Raw genomic sequence first — 19,608 nt, forward strand, 5'->3', positions numbered from 1 at the left:
GGCGAGCGGTGCCGGTGTGGTACCTACGGAATCGTAGGCTACGTATCCGTAGGTTACGAGACCGTAGGTTAAGAGCGGTGTAAAGATCCCTGATCAGCCGTGTTTACGGGGCATGACAGACACGCCCGGGAGTCGCAGGTCCGGGGCCGAATGAGTACCGGAATCACCCGTTCAGGCATACAGTCCGCGCATCCGGACCGAGAGGCATGTCACACAGCCTTCGAGCTTCTCGAACTCGCTGATGTCGACCACGACGGGTTCGTGGCCGAGATCCGCGAGCAACTCCGCGGTCTTCGGCGCGCTCGCCGCCATCAGCAACTTGTCGCAGCCCAGCAGTACGACGTGTGCGCCGGACTCCTCCGGCACGGACAGGAAGCGCGGGAACAGCGACGGCTTGTCGACCTTGGGGATGTGCCCGATCACCGTTCCGTCGGGGAGGGCCGTCACTGACGACTTCAGGTGCAGCACCTTGCTCACCGGCACCGCGACGACCCGCGCCCCGAGCGGCTCGAAGGCGGCCCGCACCTGCTGGACACCGGCGGCGTTGGTGCGCCCGCCCCGGCCGACGTAGATCGTGTCGCCGATCTTCAGCACGTCACCGCCGTCCAGGGTGCCCGGCTCCCAGATCCAGTTCACCGAGCAGCCCAGACGTGCCACGGCCTCCTCGACGCCCATCGTCTCGTCCCGCCTGGACTCCGCGCCGGGCCGGGTGATCAGTGCGACGTTCCGGTACATGACGACCGTGTCCTCGACGAAGACCGAGTCCGGGCAGTCGTCGACCGGGTCCACCTCGATGGTCTCCCAGCCGTGCTCGCCCAGGGCCCCGACGTAGGCCTCCCACTGTTCGAGCGCGAGGTCGAGGTCGACCTTCTCCCGCTCGATGTGCGTCACCAGACCTTCGGCGAGGCGTGGGCTGGGGCGGCGGACGAGGGCCTTCTTGCTGGGCACGAGGGATCTCCGTATCGGCGGCTGTCGAGGCGCCCGTGGAACGGCGTCGATCAGCCATCATGCAGCGCCCGCGCGCACGGGCAAAACCCTCGGTGTCAGGCTGTGGCCCTCCCCATAGGGTCCGCCATGATCGACTTCCGGTCTTCGAGGAGCGCGGCGCGGGCCCCCTCGAAGATCACCCGGCCGCCGTCCCCGCCGTCGTCCCCTCTCCCGCAAGGGTGTTGAAGTCGCAACCGTCCGAGGTCAGGAGGGATACCAGTCAGGTTCCGCCGTGATGTCCTCCAGCTCTCCGTCCTCCATCAGCAGTCGGCGGGTGATGCCGATCGACTCGAGGAACGGCAGGTCGTGACTGGCCACGATCAGCGCGCCCTCGTACGACTCGAGGGCGGTCGTCAGCTGCCGCACGCTCGCCATGTCCAGGTTGTTGGTCGGCTCGTCCAGCATCAGCAGCTGCGGCGCGGGCTCGGCCAGCATCAGCGCGGCCAGCGCCGCCCGGAAGCGTTCGCCGCCGGACAGAGTGGCCGCCTTCTGGTCGGCGCGGGCGCCCCGGAACAGGAAGCGCGCCAACCGGGCCCGGACCCGGTTGTTGGTGGCGCCCGGCGCGAACCGGGCCACGTTCTCGGCGACGGTCAGCTCGCCGTCGAGCACGTCCAGCCGTTGCGGCAGGAAGCGGAGTGGTACCTGGGTCCTCGCCTCGCCGGAGACCGGCTCCAGCTCCCCGGCGATCGTCCGCAACAGCGTCGTCTTGCCCGCGCCGTTGCGCCCGATCAGCGCGATCCGCTCCGGACCGCGCACATCGAAGCCACCTGCCACCCGCGCGCCGTACGCCAGCTCCAGATCCAGGAGAGCGAGGACGGTACGGCCCGGCGGTACGGCCGTGTACGGCAGTTCGACGCGGATCTCGTCGTCGTCCCGTACGGCCTCCACCGCCTCGTCGAGCCGCTCCTTCGCGCCGGCGAGCCTTTCCTCGTGCATGATGCGGTGCTTGCCCGCGGACTCCTGTGCCGCGCGCTTGCGTGCCCCCATGACGATCTTCGGCTCGCGCTTCTGGTCCCACATCTTCTGGCCGTAGCGCTTGCGCCGGGCCAACTTGACCTGGGCGTCGATCAGTTCACGCTTCTGCTTCTTCAGGTCGTGCTCCGCGACCCGCACCATCCGCTCGGCGGCCTCCTGTTCGGTGGCGAGCGCCTCCTCGTACGCCGAGAAGTTGCCGCCGTACCAGGTGATCTCCCCGGCGCGCAGATCGGCGATCTGGTCGACCAGGTCCAGGAGTTCGCGGTCGTGGCTGACCACGACCATGACGCCAGGCCAGGACGCGACGGCCCCGTACAGCCGTCGGCGCGCGTACAGGTCGAGGTTGTTGGTGGGTTCGTCGAGCAGCAGGACGTCCGGTCGGCGCAGCAGCAGTGCGGCCAGCCGCAGCAGTACCGACTCGCCGCCCGACACCTCGCCGACGGTGCGGTCCAACTCGATGTGTCCGAGCCCGAGTTCACCGAGGGTGGCGAGGGCTCGCTCCTCCACGTCCCAGTCGTCGCCGACCGTCTCGAAGTGCTCCTCGGACACGTCACCGGCCTCGATCGCGTGCAGCGCGGCCCGCCGCGCGGCGATGCCGAGTGCCTCGTCGACCCTCAGCGTGGTGTCGAGCGTGACGTTCTGCGGCAGGTAGCCGACCTCGCCCGCGACGCGGACGGCGCCGTCGGCCGGGAGGAGCTCGTGGGCGATCAGCTTCAACAGGGTTGATTTACCTGAGCCGTTGACACCGACGAGGCCGGTGCGGCCGGGGCCGAAGGCGACATCGAGGCCGTCGAAGACGGCGGTGCCGTCGGGCCAGGCGAAGGCGAGGGAGGTACAGGTGATGGAAAGAGGCATACGGGGTCTCCGCGGTTGCTCGAAGCGATCAGGGGCAAGCGCGTATCGAGACACCAGCGACCGACGGGGAGGGAGTCCCGGGGCATGAGAGGGGGCCCTGTCCGGAGAACCGGAGGACGGCTCGACGCCGAGGTCGCACACAGCGCACACACCTCAGGTGTGTGACGTGGTGTCTCAGAACCTCAGACGAGCAACGTCCTTCTCCTATCGACGGCAACAGAACCGCTGACCACCGTATGAACGGCCCTGACGGCTGTCAACGGATTAACGTGAGCCCCGACCTCACCGCCCCAAGGAGGCCCCGTGTTGCACGGCTCGCTCTCGCTGCCGGCCCGGCTCTGCCTGCTGGCCTGGGACACCGGGACGGCGGACGTCTCCGGCGCCGCCCACCTGCCCCCTCTGGTCCGGGCCGGCGCCCTCACCGAACTGGCCCGGCGCGGCCTGCTCACCGACGACGACGGCATCGCCACGCCGGCCGACCTGGACACCGACACCGGGGACCCGGTCCTCGACGGGCTCCTGGAACTGGTCCGGGAGTCCCGGCCGCACCACTGGCGGACGTGGGTGGCCCTGCGGGCGCGGATCACCCTGGACGCCGTACGGGAGCAGCTGACCGCCGACGGCTGTCTGCGCGCGGAGAAGCGACGGGCTCTCGGGGTTTTCCCGACCGTGGAGTACGTCCTGGACCGCCCCGCCGTGGTGGAGGCGCTGCGCACGGAGACGCGGGCGGCGCTGCTGGGGCCGGTTCCGGTCGCGGAGCTCTCCGAACGCGACGCGGCCCTCGCCGCCCTCGCGGACGCCGCCAGGCTGCTGTCCGGCGACGAGCACCCACCGGGGCGTCTCGAGGAACTCACGGAACACGGCGGGGCGGCGGCACCCGTGCTGCGGACGGTCGTCCGGGAGGTGCGTACGACGCGGGCGACGGCCGTCGCTCACTGAGCCGCACGCCGCGGGCGCCGACAAGACCTTCGCCCCCGGGGCCGTCGACCCGGGGTGTTGAAGCTCGTTCAGCAGGCGTCCCGCATCAGCTCCGCCAGGTCGTGGTCCAGGTCCAGCTGCAGATGCTCCAGACCGACCGGCACCAGCTCGGCGGTCGCCTCCAGGAACCTCCGCAGCTCGCCCGAGCGGACGTGCACGACGGCGGTGCCCTCGGGGGCGTGGAACTCCAGGACGGTGCGGTCGTAGCCGTACGGCCGCACGCGTACGTCGCCCTGGCCCTCGGGTCCCTGGAGTCCGGCGTTCAGCAGCTCGCGGCTGAACGTCCAGCAGACCTCCACGCCCTCCAGGGTGGCCGGGGCCGGGAAGGTCATCCGGACGGCGAACGGGTCGCGCCGGTCGTAGTGGAGTGTGGCGGGGATGCTCGACATCCGTGGCGCGGCGGCGACGAGGCGGGCCTCGACGGGCTGATCGATGACGATGGACAACGCCTTGCTCCCTTGTGACGGCGGGAAGGACTTCCGGGGATGAGGCCGGGCAATGGAAGAGACGCCGGAATGGCTCAATCCGTGCACACGAACATCGAGTGACCTCTGTCACCGTGTTCATTCACGGAAGTGACCCAGCTCATCTCGTGGGCCCTGAGGGGCACTTGTGGCGAGTACGGCAAACCCGTACAGGGTGGACGCGGTCCTCTGGACCGGCACCCCGCGGTGGGCTAGCTTCGCCCGCCATGAGGCGCTTGGGGAACACGCGACGCACGACACGCACGACAGGCACGAAACGTACGAGCCGGGCCACCGCGGCGGGGGCGGCCTGTGCGGCGGCACTCGCCGTCCTGACGGCGGTACCCGCCCAGGCGCAGGCACCGGACAGCCGGACCCAGCAGAGTCGGACACCGCACTGGGATCTCAAGGACACCGGCAGCCCCCAGGTCCGTTTCCGGGGCCTCGCGGCCGTCGGCCGGAGCACCGCGTGGGTCGCCGGAACGCAGGGCACCGTGCTGCGTACCACCGACGGCGGGGCGAGCTGGCGGAACGTCTCGCCGCCGGGCGCCGCGGAGCTGCAGTTCCGGGACATCGAGGCGTTCGACGCACGGCGGGCCGTGGTGCTGGCCATCGGCGAGGGCGAGGCGTCCCGCGTGTACCGCACCGAGGACGGCGGCGCGACCTGGACCGAGTCCTTCCGCAACGCCGACGCCAAAGCCTTCTACGACTGCCTCACCTTCTTTGACCGACGCCACGGTCTCGCCATGAGCGACCCGGTGGACGGGAAGTTCCGCATCCTGTCGACCGGTGACGGCGGCCGTACCTGGAAGGTGCTGCCGAGCGCCGGGATGCCGGCCGCGCAGGAAGGGGAGGCCGGGTTCGCGGCGAGCGGCCAGTGCCTGGTCTCCTCCGGCCCCCGGGACGTGTGGCTGGCCACCGGCGGGGCCGCACGCGCGCGTGTGCTGCACTCCGCCGACCGCGGGCTGACCTGGACGGCCTCCGACACGCCGATCCCGGCGGGCGACCCGGCCCGTGGTGTCTTCGCGCTGGCCTTCCGCGACCGCACGCACGGTCTCGCCGTGGGCGGCGACTTCAACGCGGACCAACCCTCTCCGAAGGCCGCGGCCCGCACCGGCGACGGCGGCCGTGCCTGGCAGCCCGCCGCCGAGCCGCCGCCCGCCTACCGCTCCGGCGTCGCCTGGCTCCCGCACAGCCGCACCGCCGCCCTCGCCGTGGGCCCGACCGGCACGGATCTGACGACGGACGGCGGCCGCACCTGGCGGACGTTCGACACGGGCTCGTACGACACCGTCGACTGCGCCTCTGACCTGGGATGCTGGGCGGCTGGCGAGAAGGGACGGGTGGCCCGCCTGGAAAACTGAGCGCCGACGGTATGCCGTAAAGGCCGGGATCCGGGTACCCGTCCACCGAACCTGAGAGGAGTGAGCGGACATGCCCAGTGGTTCCAGCTCCAAGCGGGAACGCCAGTACGAGCACATCAAGGAGAGCGCTCAGGACCGGGGTGAGAGCGCCGGGCGCGCCAAGGAGATCGCCGCGCGGACGGTGAACAAGGAACGCGCCCGGTCCGGCGAGTCGAGGACCGCCAGCCGCACCTCCACCGAGGACATGTCTTCCGGCAGGCGCGGCGGCCGGCGGTCGGGCAAGGGCGCCCAGGGTCCCACGTACGACCAGCTCTACGAGGAGGCCAAGCAGCGGGGCGTCAAGGGCCGTTCGGACATGAACAAGAGCCAGCTCAAGCGCGCGCTGGGCGCCAAGAGCTGACGTCTCAGCCGAGGGTCTCGCGGTACCGCTCGAGCGCCGGGGCCGTCTTCGTCGCGGTGAACTCGGTGATGCGGTACTCGCACACACCCGCCACGACGAACGGGTCGCCCGCGGCGACCTGCTCGACCCGTGCGCGATCCTCCGCGACGGCGAGGATCACCCCGCCGTCGCGGGGGTTCTTGCGCCCGGACGCCAGGAACACACCCTGCTCGTACTGCTCGTCGAGCCAGGCGACATGCGCCTCCAGCACGGCGTCGACGGCATCGAGCGGGGCGGTGTAGGTCAGCTCCAGTACGAACATGATCACGACCCTACGCCGCCCGGCACCCGGGTCGTAGGCTCGTGCCCATCATGACGACCGTGCGCATTCCCGCGGGCTGGCCCGCGACCGAGGACGAGGCCCGCGCCGTACAGGACGAACTGCGGGGGCGGGTGGTGCTCGACGAGCAGGGCCCGCCGCCCGGCGCCGGCCGGGTGACCGGCGTCGACGTGGCCTACGACGACGAGCGCGACCTGGTCGTGGCCGCGGCCGTCGTCCTGGACGCGTCGAGCCTCGTCATCGTCGCCGAGGCCACGGCCGTCGGCCGCGTCTCCTTTCCGTACGTGCCCGGTCTGCTCGCCTTCCGCGAGATCCCCACGGTCCTGGCCGCCCTCGACAGGCTGCCGTGCCCGCCCGGTGTTGTCGTCTGCGACGGCTACGGCCTCGCCCACCCGCGTCGCTTCGGCCTCGCCAGCCACCTCGGCGTCCTGACCGGACTGCCCACGATCGGCGTCGCCAAGAATCCCTTCACCTTCGCCTACGACGATCCCGAAGCCCGGCGCGGCAGTGCGTCCCCGCTGCTCGCCGGCGGAGAGGGGAGCGGCGGAGAGGGGAGCGGCGGAGAGGAGGTCAGCCGCGAGGAGGTCAGCCGCGAGGAGGTCGGCCGTGCTCTGCGCACCCGGGACGCCGTCAAACCGGTCTTCGTCTCCGTCGGGCACCGCATGAGCCTCGACAACGCCTGCGCCCACACCCTCGCGCTGGCCCCGAAGTACCGTCTGCCGGAGACGACCCGCAGGGCCGACGCTCTGTGCCGCGCGGCACTCCGGGACGCGACTGCCTGACGGCAGTCCTGGCAAGTCAGTCCTCGGCCCAGTCAGTCCCATCGGCCCGGCAGTCCCAGGGACCCCAGGACTTCATCTGAGTACCGCGTCTGAGTATCCGTACGGATGCCGGGCCCCCGTCCCGGTCGGCAGGCTGTGCCGCATGACGACGACGCACCGAGCTCCCAAGCCCCTTTCCGACCCGACCCGGCCCGTCGAGCGCGCGGTGACGGGTGCGCTCGTCCTCGCCGTGGCGATGGGGCTCGCCTGGATCGGCGGGATGATCTACACCGTGCTCGGATGGTCGCTGTAGGCCGGCGGCGGGGCCTGTCCGGCGCACCCCGCCGCCGACGCAGGGCATGGGACCTGTCCTAGCGGGTCGCCGCCACCCGGAAAGTGATCCCCGCCGACCGCAGCCGTTCGATCAGCGCGTCGCCCATCGCGACCGTCGTGGTGACCTGACCGGCGCTCGGCGGCAGGTCGTCGAAGGCCAGGGAGAGCGCCGCCTCCGCGAAGATCTTCGCCGTCTCGCCGTACCCCGGGTCCCCGCCCGCGACCTCGGTGAACACGCGCCGGCCACCCCCCTCGCCGACGAAGCGGATCCTGAACCAGCTCTTCGCGCGCTTCTCGGGGCCGGGTCCTTCCCCCGGCTTCAGCCGGTCGGACAACCAGCGCCGGGCGGACGGCAGTTGGGCCGCCGCGAGCAGCGCGCCCACCGCGGCGACCCCGCCCACCGCGACCGGCAGACGCCGGACCGCCGCGTACTGCCGGTAACGGAAGTCGGGCCCGTAGCGCTCCAGTGCCGTCGCGGACCGACGCACGATCTGCGGGTCGATCGTCGGCAGCGGCAGCGCCCAGGCGTCGACCTCCGGAGCGAACCGGGGCGCGCCGGCCGGGGCACCGGCCCGTCGGCCGACCAGGCGGGGCTCGTGCCGCCCCCGGTCCCGCGCGGCGGCCAGTACCTGTCGCCCGCGCGCGAACTGGTTGAGCGCCGAGGCGAACGTACCGCCCGAGAAGGCCGCGTCCGCGCTCACGAACCCGTCCACCGTGAGGGGCACTCCCTCCGGCAACTGCCGGACCGTGAAGTACACGCCCAGATCGTGGGGTACCGAGTCGAAACCGCACGCGTGCACCAGCCGGGCGCCCGTCTCACGCGCGCGTGCGTCATGACGGACGTACGTCAGGTCCACGAACTCCGGCTCACCCGAGAGGTCGAGATAGTCCGCGCCGGTGTCCGCGCACGCGGCGACGAGGTCCTCGCCGTACGTCACATAGGGGCCCACCGTCGTCGCCACCACGCGCGCCTGCTCGGCGAGCGCGCGCATCGAGGCCGGGTCGGACACGTCCGCCCGCAGCACCCCGACCTCCGCGCCGCCGGGCAGCCGCTCGCACAGCTCCCGGAGCTTCGCCTCGCTGCGGCCGGCGACCGCCCAGCGCAGTCCCTCGGGCGCGTGTGCGGCGAGATACTCCGCCGTCAGCGTCCCCACGAAGCCGGTGGCTCCGAAGAGGACGATGTCGTACGGACGGTCTGTCCCGTTCAGCCTGCTCATGACACCCCTCGGTCTGGCCTGCGTGCCGTTGTCGGTGGCCGAGGCTAGCGTGATGAGGGTGCGGTCCGGCCAGGAGGCCGCCACACTCGACTAAGCGCTTGCTCGCTTGGCCTTGTGCCCGGTGCGACGTCTTCTTAGCATCGCTGGCGTTACAGCAGTTGTGTCACGACCGTGGGGGCTGAATGGCAACGACGCCAGGGCAGGGTCCGCTCAGCGGCGTACGGGTGGTCGAACTGGCCGGCATCGGGCCCGGCCCGTTCGCCGCCATGCTCCTCGCCGACCTGGGTGCCGACGTGGTGTGCGTGGACCGGCCCGAGGGGTCCGGACTCGCGATCGACCCGGCATACGACATCACCCACCGCAACAAACGCTCGGTGATCGTCGACCTGAAAACGGCGGACGGCCCGGCCCGCGTCCTCGACCTCGCCGAACACGCCGACATCCTCGTCGAGGGCTACCGCCCCGGAGTCGCCGAACGTCTCGGCGTCGGCCCCGAGGCCTGCCACACCCGCAACCCGAGGCTCGTCTACGGCCGGATGACCGGCTGGGGCCAGGACGGCCCCCTCGCCCCGCGCGCCGGCCACGACATCGCGTACATCGCCCTCACCGGCACGCTCGGCATGATCGGCGCCCCGGGCGAGCCCCCGGCCGTCCCCGCCAACCTGCTCGGGGACTTCGCGGGCGGCTCCCTCTACCTTGTCGTCGGTGTCCTCGCCGCCCTCCACCACGCCCGCGCCACCGGCACCGGTCAGGTCGTCGACGCCGCCATCGTCGACGGCACCGCCCACCTCTCCGCGATGATCCACGGCATGCTCGCCGCCGGCGGCTGGCAGGACCGGCGCGGCGCCAACCTCCTGGACGGCGGCTGCCCGTACTACGGCACCTACGAGACCGCCGACGGTGGGCACATGGCGGTCGGCGCCCTGGAACCCCAGTTCTACGACCTGTTCCTGCGGCTGCTCGACCTCCAGGACTTCGCGGAGGCCCGCAAGGACTGGACCCGCTGGAGCGAACTGCGCGAGGCGGTCACGGCCCGGTTCAGATCCCGCACCCGCGACGAGTGGGTGGACGTCTTCGAGGGCACCGACGCGTGCGTGGCGCCCGTCCTGTCGCTGCGCGAGGCCCCGCACCATCCGCACCTTGCCGCGCGCGGCACCTTCGTCGACCACGGCGGCATCACCCAGCCCGCACCCGCGCCCCGCTTCTCGGCGACGCCGACCACCGTCCGTACCGGCCCCGCACGACCGGGCGCCGACACCGCGGACGTGGCGCGCGACTGGGACGTACCCGACCTCTTGAACGGCCTCGAAGCGAAGGGTCTCGAATGAAACGGGACCGGGCCCGCACCGACGGCCGCATCCGGACCATCTACGGCGGGACGACCGAGATCATGAAGTCGATCATCGGCCGTTCCCTGCTGGGCTGACCCTCCCCGAAAGGCTGGACCTGTGAGCACCGAAGCGTACGTGTACGACGCGATCCGCACCCCGCGCGGCCGCGGCAAGGCGAACGGCGCCCTGCACGGCACGAAGCCCATCGACCTGGTCGTCGGACTCATCCACGAGATCCGCGACCGTTTCCCGGACCTGGACCCGTCCGCCGTCGACGACATCGTCCTCGGCGTCGTCAGCCCGGTCGGCGACCAGGGCTCCGACATCGCCCGCACCGCGGCCATCGCCGCCGGGCTGCCGGACACGGTCGCCGGCGTACAGGAGAACCGCTTCTGTGCCTCGGGTCTGGAGGCCGTCAACATGGCCGCCGCCAAGGTCCGTTCGGGCTGGGAGGACCTCGTTCTCGCGGGCGGCGTCGAGTCGATGTCCCGGGTGCCGATGGCCTCGGACGGCGGCGCCTGGTTCAACGACCCGATGACCAACCTCGCCGTCAACTTCGTGCCCCAGGGCATCGGCGCCGACCTCATCGCCACCATCGAGGGTTTCTCCCGGCGGGACGTCGACGAGTACGCGGCCCTCTCGCAGGAGCGCGCGACCACCGCCTGGAAGGAGGGCCGCTTCGACCGGTCCGTCGTCCCGGTCAGGGACCGCGGCGGTCTCGTCGTCCTCGACCACGACGAGCACCCGCGCCCGGGCACCACCGCGGACTCCCTCGCGAAGCTGAAGCCGTCCTTCGCGGACATCGGCGACCTCGGCGGCTTCGACGCCGTGGCCCTGCAGAAGTACCACTGGGTCGAGAAGATCGACCACGTCCACCACGCGGGCAACTCCTCCGGCATCGTCGACGGCGCCTCGCTGGTCGCGATCGGCTCCCAGGAGGTCGGCGAGCGCTACGGACTCACCCCGCGCGCGCGGATCGTCTCGGCCGCCGTCTCCGGCTCCGAGCCCACCATCATGCTCACCGGCCCCGCCCCCGCCACCCGCAAGGCCCTCGCCAGGGCCGGGCTGACCATCGACGACATCGACCTCGTCGAGATCAACGAGGCCTTCGCGGCCGTGGTACTCCGCTTCGTGAAGGACATGGGCCTGTCCCTCGACAAGGTCAACGTCAACGGCGGCGCGATCGCCCTCGGCCACCCGCTGGGCGCGACCGGCGCCATGATCCTCGGTTCGCTCGTCGACGAACTGGAGCGCCAGGACAAGCGGTACGGCCTCGCCACCCTCTGCGTCGGCGGCGGCATGGGCATCGCGACCATCGTCGAACGCGTCTGAACCCCAGCGGCTTTCAAGAGACTTCTACGGAGACCCTCGCCATGACTCAGAGCACCACCATCCGCTGGGAACAGGACCGCACCGGTGTGGTCACCCTCGTCCTCGACGACCCGAACCAGTCCGCGAACACCATGAACGAGGCGTTCCGCGACTCCCTCGCGGTGGTCACCGACCGCCTGGAAGCCGAGAAGGACACCGTCCGGGGCGTCATCTTCACGTCCGCCAAGAAGACCTTCTTCGCCGGCGGTGACCTGCGCGACCTCATCCGCGTCACGCCCGAGACCGCGCAGGAGCTGTTCGACGGCGGCATGGCGATCAAGCGGAACCTGCGCCGCATCGAGACCCTTGGCAAGCCGGTCGTCGCCGCGATGAACGGCGCCGCCCTGGGCGGCGGTTACGAGATCGCCCTCGCCTGCCACCACCGCATCGCCCTCGACGCGCCCGGCGCCAAGATCGGCTGCCCCGAGGTCACCCTCGGCCTGCTCCCCGGAGGCGGCGGCGTCGTCCGTACGGTACGCCTGCTGGGCATCGCCGACGCCCTGCTGAAGGTCCTCCTGCAGGGCACCCAGTACAGCCCACAGCGCGCCCTGGACAACGGCCTGGTCGACGAAGTGGCCGCCACCCAGGAGGAGTTGCTCGCCAAGGCCCGTGCGTTCATCGAGGCCCACCCCGAGTCCCAGCAGCCCTGGGACAGGCCGGGGCACCGTATCCCCGGCGGCACCCCCGCCCACCCCAAGTTCGCCGCGAACCTGCCCGCCTTCCCGGCCACCCTGCGCAAGCAGACGGGCGGTGCCCCCTATCCCGCCCCGCGGGCCATCCTGGCCGCCGCGGTCGAGGGCTCCCAGGTCGACTTCGAGACCGCGCAGGTCATCGAGGGCCGCTACTTCGTCGAGCTGGCCGCGGGCCAGACGTCGAAGAACATGATCCAGGCCTTCTTCTTCGACCTCCAGGCCGTCAACTCCGGTGCCAACCGGCCGAAGGGCGTCGAACCGCGCAAGGTGCGCAAGGTCGCCGTCCTCGGCGCCGGGATGATGGGCGCCGGGATCGCCTACTCGTGCGCCCGCGCCGGGATCGAGGTGGTCCTCAAGGACGTGTCCCCGGAAGCGGCCGTCAAGGGCAAGGGCTACTCCGAGAAGCTGTGCGCCAAGGCCGTCTCCCGGGGGCGTACCACCCAGGACAAGGCCGACGCGCTGCTGGCCCGCATCACGCCCACGGCCGACCCGCAGGACCTGGCCGGCTGCGACGCGGTCATCGAGGCCGTCTTCGAGGACACCTCGCTCAAGCACAAGGTGTTCCAGGAGATCGAGCACGTCGTCGCGCCGGACGCGCTGCTGTGTTCCAACACCTCCACCCTTCCCATCACGGCACTCGCCGAAGGTGTCGAGCGCCAGGGCGACTTCATCGGACTGCACTTCTTCTCACCGGTCGACAAGATGCCGCTCGTCGAGATCATCAAGGGGGAGCGCACCGGCGAGGAGGCCCTCGCGCGCGCCTTCGACCTGGTCCGGCAGATCAGGAAGACACCGATCGTCGTCAACGACTCGCGCGGCTTCTTCACCTCGCGCGTCATCGGGCAGTTCATCAACGAGGGCGTGGCGATGGTCGGCGAGGGCATCGAGCCCGCGTCGGTGGAACAGGCGGCGGCGCAGGCGGGCTATCCCGCCAAGGTCCTCTCCTTGATGGACGAACTGACGCTCACACTCCCGCGCAAGATCCGGGGCGAGACGAGGCGGGCGGTCGAGGAGGCGGGCGGCACCTGGACGGCCCATCCCGCCGACGCGGTCATCGACCGCATGGTCGACGAGTTCGGGCGCACCGGACGCGGCGGCGGTGCGGGGTTCTACACGTACGGGGAGGACGGCAGGCGGACCGGGCTGTGGCCGGGACTGCGCGAGCACTTCACCCGCGAGGGCGCCGAGATCCCCTTCGTGGACATGCAGGAACGCATGCTCTTCTCGGAGGCCCTCGACACCGTCAGGCTCCTCGAGGAAGGCGTCCTCACGTCCGTCGCCGACGCCAACATCGGCTCGACCTTCGGCATCGGGTTCCCCGGCTGGACCGGCGGTGTCCTCCAGTACGTCAACGGCTACGAGGGAGGCCTGCCCGGCTTCGTGGCCCGCGCGAGGGAACTCGCCGAGCGCTACGGGGAGCGGTTCACGCCGCCCGCGCTTCTGGTGGAGAAGGCGGAGAGGGGGGAGACCTTCAGCGACGGGAGCTGACCTTGCGGAGGGGGCGGGTGCGGGCGGCGCATCGCACCCGCTCGTGGGCGTGACCTCGCACTCGCTCGTGGGCGGGACGACCCGGCATCCGTCCGTGGGCCTGATCGGCGCCCTTACATGGGCGTGCCGCCGCGCCCGTCCGCCTGAGACCGGACGCCCTCAGGCTGACCGGCCCACCGACGGTGACTCCGGGGCGCCCGACGAACCGGGTGGGAGCAACTCGCGCAGCTCCTCCTTCAGCGACCGCTGGAAGGCGGTCAGCAGTGCCTGCAACACCAGAGGGTGCATGTGCTCGGACAGCGACCTCACCTCCCGTGCCTCCCGCTCGGACACCTCGTCGCGAAAGAGCCGCGCCAGCTCGTGGGCCGCCGCGCGCGAGTGCTCGAGGAGGACCTTGCGCGAGGCGAGGATCACCTCCTGCGACAGCGGTACGTCGAGCAGCTGGACGCCGAGCCGGAGCAGGCAGAGGTCGGCGCGGTAGTTGTCGGCCTCCGGCACGATCACGTCCATCGCGACGAGTCGCTCCACGTCCTCGTCGCTCAGCTCCCGGCCCGCCCGCCGCGCCAGCTCCTCCCGCGTGGCCGTCCGCACCGCGTCCGGCGCCCATGAGGCCACCACGGCCCGGTGGATGGCGAGGTCGTGCGCGCTCAGCCCCGGGGGCAGCTGCTCCAGATAGCGCTCGATGGCAGCCAGCGTCATGCCTTGCTGCTGCAACTCCTCGATGAGCGCGAGCCGTGCCAGATGCTCCCGGCCGTAGTGGCCCACCCGCCGTGGACCGATCAACGGCGGGGGCAGCAGACCCCTGGTGCCGTAGAAGCGGACCGTGCGGACCGTGACACCCGCCCGCGCGGCCAGCTCGTCGATCGTGAGGGTCGGCTCCTCGGCCTCGGTCGTCATGTGCAGCAGTATCGCTGTCCCACCAAGGGTGTGAAACCTCTTCCGCACCCTTGACGACCATGTTCACCGTCCTCCCGACGATCACCTCATGACCACCTCATCACCAGCCCATGACCACCCCGATGACCATGTGCAGGTTCCGTTGTGTGACGTGTGCCATCGCGTGCGGTGCGGTTTGCGGGGAAGGCGAGCCCTCGGTCCGCGTCGCTGCCCAGGGCGCGGGCCAAGGCACGTCCGGAGACCCGAGCGAGACCCGCAGGGGCGCACCAGAGAGTGGAATCACCGTGAGCAAGGACGCCGCGCAATCGGCACAGGCCGCCTCCCGCACCGACGTGGCCCAGGCGCCCGCGGACGCGGGCGACGCCGGCTACAGCAAGGACCTCAAGGCCCGCCACGTCAACATGATCGCCATCGGCGGCGCGATCGGCACCGGACTCTTCCTGGGCGCCGGCGGCCGTCTGCACGACGCGGGCCCAGCGCTCGCGCTGGCCTACCTGGTCTGCGGAGTCTTCGCCTTCTTCGTGGTCAGGGCGCTCGGTGAACTGGTCCTCTACCGCCCCTCCTCCGGCTCGTTCGTGTCGTACGCGCGCGAGTTCCTCGGCGAGAAGGGCGCGTACGTCGCAGGCTGGATGTACTTCCTGAACTGGTCGACGACCGGTATCGCCGACATCACCGCGATCGCGCTCTACACGCACTACTGGAGCCTGTTCACCGACATCCCGCAGTGGGTGCTCGCGCTGGTCGCCCTCGCGGTGGTCCTGGTGGTGAACCTGGTCTCGGTGAAGTACTTCGGCGAGATGGAGTTCTGGTTCGCGATCATCAAGGTCGCCACCCTCGTCGGCTTCATGCTGATCGGCATCTTCCTGCTGGCCACCCAGCACGAGGTGGGCGGACAGACGCCGGGCGCGAGCGTGATCACCGACAACGGCGGTGCGTTCCCGCACGGCATGATGCCCGTCGTCCTCGTGATGCAGGGCGTGATCTTCGCGTACGCCGCCCTGGAGCTGGTCGGTGTCGCCGCCGGCGAGACCGCCGAGCCGGAGAAGGTCGTCCCGCGCGCGGTGAACTCGATCATGTGGCGCGTCGGCCTCTTCTACGTCGGTTCGGTCGTCCTCCTGGCCCTCCTCCTGCCCGGCTCGCTCTACACGGCCGACGAGAGCCCCTTCGTCACCGTCCTCTCGAAGATCGGCGTCCCGGCGGCGGGCGACGTGATGAACCTGGTGGTCCTCACCGCGGCCATGTCGTCCCTCAACTCCGGCCTGTACTCCACGGGCCGCATCCTGCGCTCCATGGCCATGGCGGGCTCGGCGCCGAAGTTCACCGCCCGGATGAACCGCAGTCAGGTGCCGTACGGCGGCATCCTGCTGACCTGCGCGGTGTGCGTGCTCGGCGTCGGCCTGAACTACCTCATGCCGAGCCAGGCCTTCGAGATCGTGCTGAACATCGCCTCGCTCGGCGTCATCAGCACCTGGGTCATCATCATGATCTGCCACCTGGTCTACGTCCGCCGCGCGCGGACGGGCCTGGTGACCCGCCCCTCCTTCCGCCTCCCGTTCAGCCCGGTCACGGAGATCACCACGATCGCCTTCCTCCTGGCCTGCCTCGCGATGATGTGGAACGACCCCGGTGTCGGCCGCAAGACCCTCTTCCTCGTCCCCGTGATCGCCCTCCTGCTGGTCGGAGGATGGTTCGCCGTCCGCCGCCGGGTGTCGGAGACAGCGGACAGGGAGCTGTCGGACTTCTCGAAGTAGCGGGTCGCCAAGGAGCGGGTCGCGAAGTGGCGGGTCGCCGAGGGCGGGTCGCCAGGAGCCCGTCGCGGAGCAGCCATAAGGGGGCCGCAGATGGGTATGCTCCCTTAGAGTGACCGCTCGCGTTCGCACCGTGATCGCGCGAGGTCAACGGCGTGCGGGAACCCACGGAGGCGATCATGGCCACCAGTTATTGGTTCAACGTCCTGGACTACGGTGCGACCGCCAACGGCGTCACCGACGACACCAGCGCGATCCAGACCGCGATCAACGCGGTGCCTTCCTCCGGCGGAACGGTCGTCTTCCCGGCGGGCACCTACAAGATCTCCTCCGCCTTGGTGGCCCGCTCCAACCTGATCCTCCAGGGTGTCAGTGACGGCTCCTCGGTGATCGCGCAGAGCAGCACCACCGCCCATGGCCTGAGCGGCTCGGACATCACGCGGCTGACCGTCCAGGATCTCACCGTCCAGGGACCGGGAAGCGGGAGCGGCAAAGGGATCGTGCTGACGCGATCGGCGAACCCCGCGACCGTCTCCCTGGCGTTCTCGCGGGTGACGGTGAAGTTCTTCGGCAACACCGGAATCGACCTGTCCAACCCGATCGTGTCCACGTTCACCGGCGTGACCTCGGCCAACAACGGGAACCACGGCTGGGACATCCACGGTGTCTCCGGAGGTGCGGCAGGCACCAGTTGCTCGTTCGTCTCCTGCTACGCCGACATCATCACCAACGCCGGCTTCCGTCTCGACACGATGGCCTACTGCTCCTTCGTCGGCTGCGCCGCGGACCACTGCGGCATCGGCTACGAGGTGACCGGCATCGGAAGCCAGGCGATCAGCTTCACCGGATGCGGCGCCGAGTCCGCGGTCAACCGCGGCACCGGATACGACGGCTACAGCTGGAAGATCAACGCGGCGATCGGGGTGGGCCTGTTCAACCCCTTCACCTACAACAGCCCCAACGTCAGCATCTGGGTCACCGGCGGAGCCCGAGGGGTCACCATCCTCGGATTCGCCGAGAACACCCCCACCGGCGCGGCGGTCAACTCCATCAAGGTCGACTCCGGCTGCTCGGCCACCCTCGGCGACTTCAGCAACGTGGAACCCCTGTCGCTGGCGGGCAACACCAACATCATCAACGACACCGCCGGCGGCACCGTCGCCACCGGGTTCGTCTACGGCGCGGACTCCGCCTACTACGAGGGCAGCGTCTCCTCCGGCACCGCGCCGACCTCGGCCGACCATCTGACGCGCAAGGACTACGTCGACGCCAAGGTCAACCCCGCCCCCGTCACACTCGCCGACGCCCCCACCATCGCCACCAACGCGGCACTGGGCAACCTCTTCCGCGTCACCCTCCAGGGCAACCGGACTCTGGGCACGCCCACCAACCCCACCAACGGCCAACGCGTCACCTGGGAACTCATCCAGGACGCCACCGGAAACCGCACCCTCGCCCTCAGCTCGGTCTTCGTCCGGGGCACCACCATCCCGACGGTCACACTCACCACGACGGCCGGGAAACGGGACTTCCTCACCGCGATCTACAACGCCACCACGAACAAGTGGTACGTGATCGACTTCGTCAAGGGCTTCTGACCAGCAAGGACGTGGGCCGGCCGCAACATCCACTTGCCGGGTGGTCTTCGCCGGGGGCATGCTCGAGGTAGGCCGACTGTAGGGCACGACCGTCGTACAGCGGCAAATGAACCAAGCCGGACGGGCCGGTTCGGGCCCCGGAGCGGCGGTGCCGCGGCGCTTGGACGAGGACAGCCTCCTCATCGACGTCACGAGTTCGCCTGCCGCCCTTCGCCCGCGCACCCCGACGTCCAGCGGGAGCAGGTATCCGCTCCCGTGGGCGTCGCGAGGGATTCGTCCTGGCCGATGGGCGTTGCGGGATGTTCAAGGTGTCACTGGCGAGCCGTCCGACGGGGGGACACGCGCGGCGCAAAGCCTGGGGGCACGCGTTCGTGCACCATCATAGGGAGTTGACCCCCGACGGGCAGACCCTGCCCGGGCACATACCGGACCTACGCGGTGTCGGACCCGGACGGATCGTCGTGCTGGTGCCCGCGCACAACGAGGAAGATCTCATCGCCGAGACCCTCCAGTCACTCGCGGCCCAGACCAGGCCGGCGGACGAGGTCATCGTGGTCGCCGACCGATGCACCGACCGCACCGTTCAGATCAGCGCGGCCCATGGCGCGAGGGTCGTCGAGTCGGTCGGGAACACGCAGGCCAAGGCAGGTGCCCTCAACCAGGTCCTGGTCCAGCTACTGCCTCGGCTGTCCGACGACGACGCGGTCCTGGTCATGGACTCCGACACCTCCTTGACCCCCGAGTTCATCGCCCGGGCGACTCGCCGCCTGCATGAAGAGCAGCCCGGTTCCGCGCCGCTCGGCGGTGTGGGCGCGGTCTTCTTCGGCTACCCCCTGCGCGGGCTGGTCTGCCACGTCCAGGACAACGAGTACGTGCGCTATGCACGTGAACTCCACCGTCGCCACAGCCGAGCCGACGTCCTGACCGGCACTGCCTCCCTGTATCCGGTCAAGGCCCTGCGTCATGTCCGCCGAGCGCGCGCGGCGGGCGAACTGCCCAGGGGCGAGGACGTCTACGACGTGGAGTCGCTGACCGAGGACAACGAACTGACCCTCGCGCTCAAGCACCTGGGATACCGCTGTGTGTCCCCCTGTGCCTGCATCGTGGGCACCGAAGTCATGCCCACCTGGTCCCGGCTCTACTACCAGCGGCTGCGGTGGCAACGTGGCGCTCTGGAGAACCTCAAGGCCTACGGCTTCACCCGTGTCCTGCTGCCCTACACCTGCCGGCAGCTGCTCACCTACATGAGCGTGGCCTTCGTCCCCTTCTTCCTCACCGTCCTGCTGTACACCACCCTGACCAAGGGTTTCCCCGGCGTGCCGTTGTTCTGGTTGGCCATCACCAGCATCGCGGCCTTCGAACGAGTCTGGGCGGCCAAGAGCGGTGGCTGGAAGGCCTTGGTGCTCGCCGGCGCGATCGTGCCGGAAGTCCTCTTCGACCAGTTCCTCAACCTCGTCTACGCGAAAGCGCTCGTCGACGTACTGAGCGGCTCCGCCGCCACCTGGGAACAAGCACGCACCCGTCACAGACGCAGACAGGAGCTGCTGGTCACCACGCTCGGTCTCGTCCTTCTGCTCGCCGGTGTCGTGGGCCTGGCATTCGCCTGTATGGCGCTCGCTATCGCGTGGACCTTGATCGCGATTTTCGTGGTGTCCGGAGTCACCGCGGCCGTCATCCGCCTCAGCCGTCTCCACCCCCTCGGTCTGCTGCTGGCCCTGCCCAGCGGCGAATCGAAGCACGGCGAGATGCCTCCCTGGCATCAGCCAGGGAGGATGGCGCACACGGCGTGAGGCGCCGGCACAGAGAGCTGTCCCGGCACACGGGAGGAAC

The 19,608-nt window shown here is 70.4% G+C and carries 17 protein-coding genes; 11 read left to right on the forward strand and 6 right to left on the reverse strand.

The window, feature by feature from the left end:
- Window positions 1-171: 171 nt before the first annotated feature.
- The gene (ddaH, locus tag OHA64_RS40790; protein ID WP_405622142.1) at window positions 172-948 is read right to left on the reverse strand and encodes a dimethylargininase; all 777 of its coding nucleotides are present in this window, start codon (window positions 946-948) and stop codon (window positions 172-174) included.
- A 243-nt stretch (window positions 949-1,191) separates the two neighbouring features.
- The gene (locus OHA64_RS40795) at window positions 1,192-2,817 is read right to left on the reverse strand and encodes an ABC-F family ATP-binding cassette domain-containing protein (protein ID WP_405622144.1); all 1,626 of its coding nucleotides are present in this window, start codon (window positions 2,815-2,817) and stop codon (window positions 1,192-1,194) included.
- Between the two features lie 303 nt (window positions 2,818-3,120).
- Between OHA64_RS40795 and OHA64_RS40800 the strand changes: the two genes are divergently transcribed.
- A complete protein-coding gene (locus OHA64_RS40800; protein ID WP_405622146.1) occupies window positions 3,121-3,756 on the forward strand; it encodes a GPP34 family phosphoprotein in 636 nt (211 codons plus the stop codon).
- A 68-nt stretch (window positions 3,757-3,824) separates the two neighbouring features.
- Here the strand turns inward: OHA64_RS40800 and OHA64_RS40805 are convergent, their stop codons facing one another.
- Window positions 3,825-4,241 (reverse strand): SsgA family sporulation/cell division regulator, encoded by a 417-nt coding sequence (locus OHA64_RS40805; RefSeq protein ID WP_405622148.1) that lies wholly within the window; start codon window positions 4,239-4,241, stop codon window positions 3,825-3,827.
- 245 nt (window positions 4,242-4,486) lie between these two features.
- Between OHA64_RS40805 and OHA64_RS40810 the strand changes: the two genes are divergently transcribed.
- Entirely contained in the window at window positions 4,487-5,623 is a 1,137-nt protein-coding gene (locus OHA64_RS40810) for a WD40/YVTN/BNR-like repeat-containing protein (protein ID WP_405622150.1), read from the forward strand.
- A gap of 70 nt (window positions 5,624-5,693) precedes the next feature.
- Window positions 5,694-6,023 carry a plasmid stabilization protein gene (locus tag OHA64_RS40815; protein ID WP_405622152.1) on the forward strand — a complete coding sequence of 110 codons (330 nt, stop codon included), beginning with the start codon at window positions 5,694-5,696 and terminating at the stop codon, window positions 6,021-6,023.
- A 4-nt stretch (window positions 6,024-6,027) separates the two neighbouring features.
- On the opposite strand, the gene OHA64_RS40820 is transcribed toward OHA64_RS40815, so the two are convergent.
- Entirely contained in the window at window positions 6,028-6,324 is a 297-nt protein-coding gene (locus OHA64_RS40820) for a YciI family protein (RefSeq protein WP_405622154.1), read from the reverse strand.
- Window positions 6,325-6,374: 50 nt separating this feature from the next.
- Between OHA64_RS40820 and OHA64_RS40825 the strand changes: the two genes are divergently transcribed.
- Together OHA64_RS40825 and mmpA are read left to right on the forward strand one after the other, a co-directional pair.
- Entirely contained in the window at window positions 6,375-7,124 is a 750-nt protein-coding gene (locus OHA64_RS40825) for an endonuclease V (RefSeq protein WP_405622156.1), read from the forward strand.
- Window positions 7,125-7,266: 142 nt separating this feature from the next.
- A complete protein-coding gene (gene mmpA / locus OHA64_RS40830) occupies window positions 7,267-7,416 on the forward strand; it encodes a morphogenic membrane protein MmpA (RefSeq protein ID WP_405622158.1) in 150 nt (49 codons plus the stop codon).
- 58 nt (window positions 7,417-7,474) lie between these two features.
- Here the strand turns inward: mmpA and OHA64_RS40835 are convergent, their stop codons facing one another.
- Entirely contained in the window at window positions 7,475-8,653 is a 1,179-nt protein-coding gene (locus OHA64_RS40835) for a saccharopine dehydrogenase family protein (RefSeq protein ID WP_405622160.1), read from the reverse strand.
- Between the two features lie 182 nt (window positions 8,654-8,835).
- Here OHA64_RS40835 and OHA64_RS40840 point away from each other — a divergent pair, with 182 nt between their 5' ends.
- The 3 genes from OHA64_RS40840 (at window position 8,836) to OHA64_RS40850 (ending at window position 13,535) form a co-directional block, all read left to right on the forward strand.
- Complete coding sequence (locus OHA64_RS40840; protein WP_405622162.1) at window positions 8,836-9,981, forward strand: CaiB/BaiF CoA transferase family protein; 1,146 nt, start codon at window positions 8,836-8,838, stop codon at window positions 9,979-9,981.
- Between the two features lie 120 nt (window positions 9,982-10,101).
- The gene (locus tag OHA64_RS40845) at window positions 10,102-11,316 is read left to right on the forward strand and encodes an acetyl-CoA C-acetyltransferase (RefSeq protein WP_405622164.1); all 1,215 of its coding nucleotides are present in this window, start codon (window positions 10,102-10,104) and stop codon (window positions 11,314-11,316) included.
- A 41-nt stretch (window positions 11,317-11,357) separates the two neighbouring features.
- Window positions 11,358-13,535 (forward strand): 3-hydroxyacyl-CoA dehydrogenase NAD-binding domain-containing protein, encoded by a 2,178-nt coding sequence (locus OHA64_RS40850; RefSeq protein ID WP_405622166.1) that lies wholly within the window; start codon window positions 11,358-11,360, stop codon window positions 13,533-13,535.
- A gap of 159 nt (window positions 13,536-13,694) precedes the next feature.
- Here OHA64_RS40850 and OHA64_RS40855 read toward each other — a convergent pair whose 3' ends face one another.
- Entirely contained in the window at window positions 13,695-14,432 is a 738-nt protein-coding gene (locus OHA64_RS40855; protein ID WP_405622168.1) for a MerR family transcriptional regulator, read from the reverse strand.
- A gap of 284 nt (window positions 14,433-14,716) precedes the next feature.
- On the opposite strand from OHA64_RS40855, the gene OHA64_RS40860 reads away from it, so the two are divergent.
- The 3 genes from OHA64_RS40860 to OHA64_RS40870 all read left to right on the forward strand — a co-directional run bounded on the left by OHA64_RS40860 (window position 14,717) and on the right by OHA64_RS40870 (window position 19,568).
- The gene (locus OHA64_RS40860; RefSeq protein ID WP_405622170.1) at window positions 14,717-16,183 is read left to right on the forward strand and encodes an amino acid permease; all 1,467 of its coding nucleotides are present in this window, start codon (window positions 14,717-14,719) and stop codon (window positions 16,181-16,183) included.
- Window positions 16,184-16,359: 176 nt separating this feature from the next.
- Window positions 16,360-17,778 (forward strand): glycosyl hydrolase family 28-related protein, encoded by a 1,419-nt coding sequence (locus OHA64_RS40865; RefSeq protein ID WP_405622172.1) that lies wholly within the window; start codon window positions 16,360-16,362, stop codon window positions 17,776-17,778.
- Window positions 17,779-18,167: 389 nt separating this feature from the next.
- The gene (locus OHA64_RS40870; RefSeq protein ID WP_405622174.1) at window positions 18,168-19,568 is read left to right on the forward strand and encodes a glycosyltransferase; all 1,401 of its coding nucleotides are present in this window, start codon (window positions 18,168-18,170) and stop codon (window positions 19,566-19,568) included.
- Window positions 19,569-19,608: the final 40 nt, after the last annotated feature.

The sequence above is a fragment of the Streptomyces sp. NBC_00076 genome (assembly GCF_045041235.1).
GTDB lineage: Bacteria > Actinomycetota > Actinomycetes > Streptomycetales > Streptomycetaceae > Streptomyces.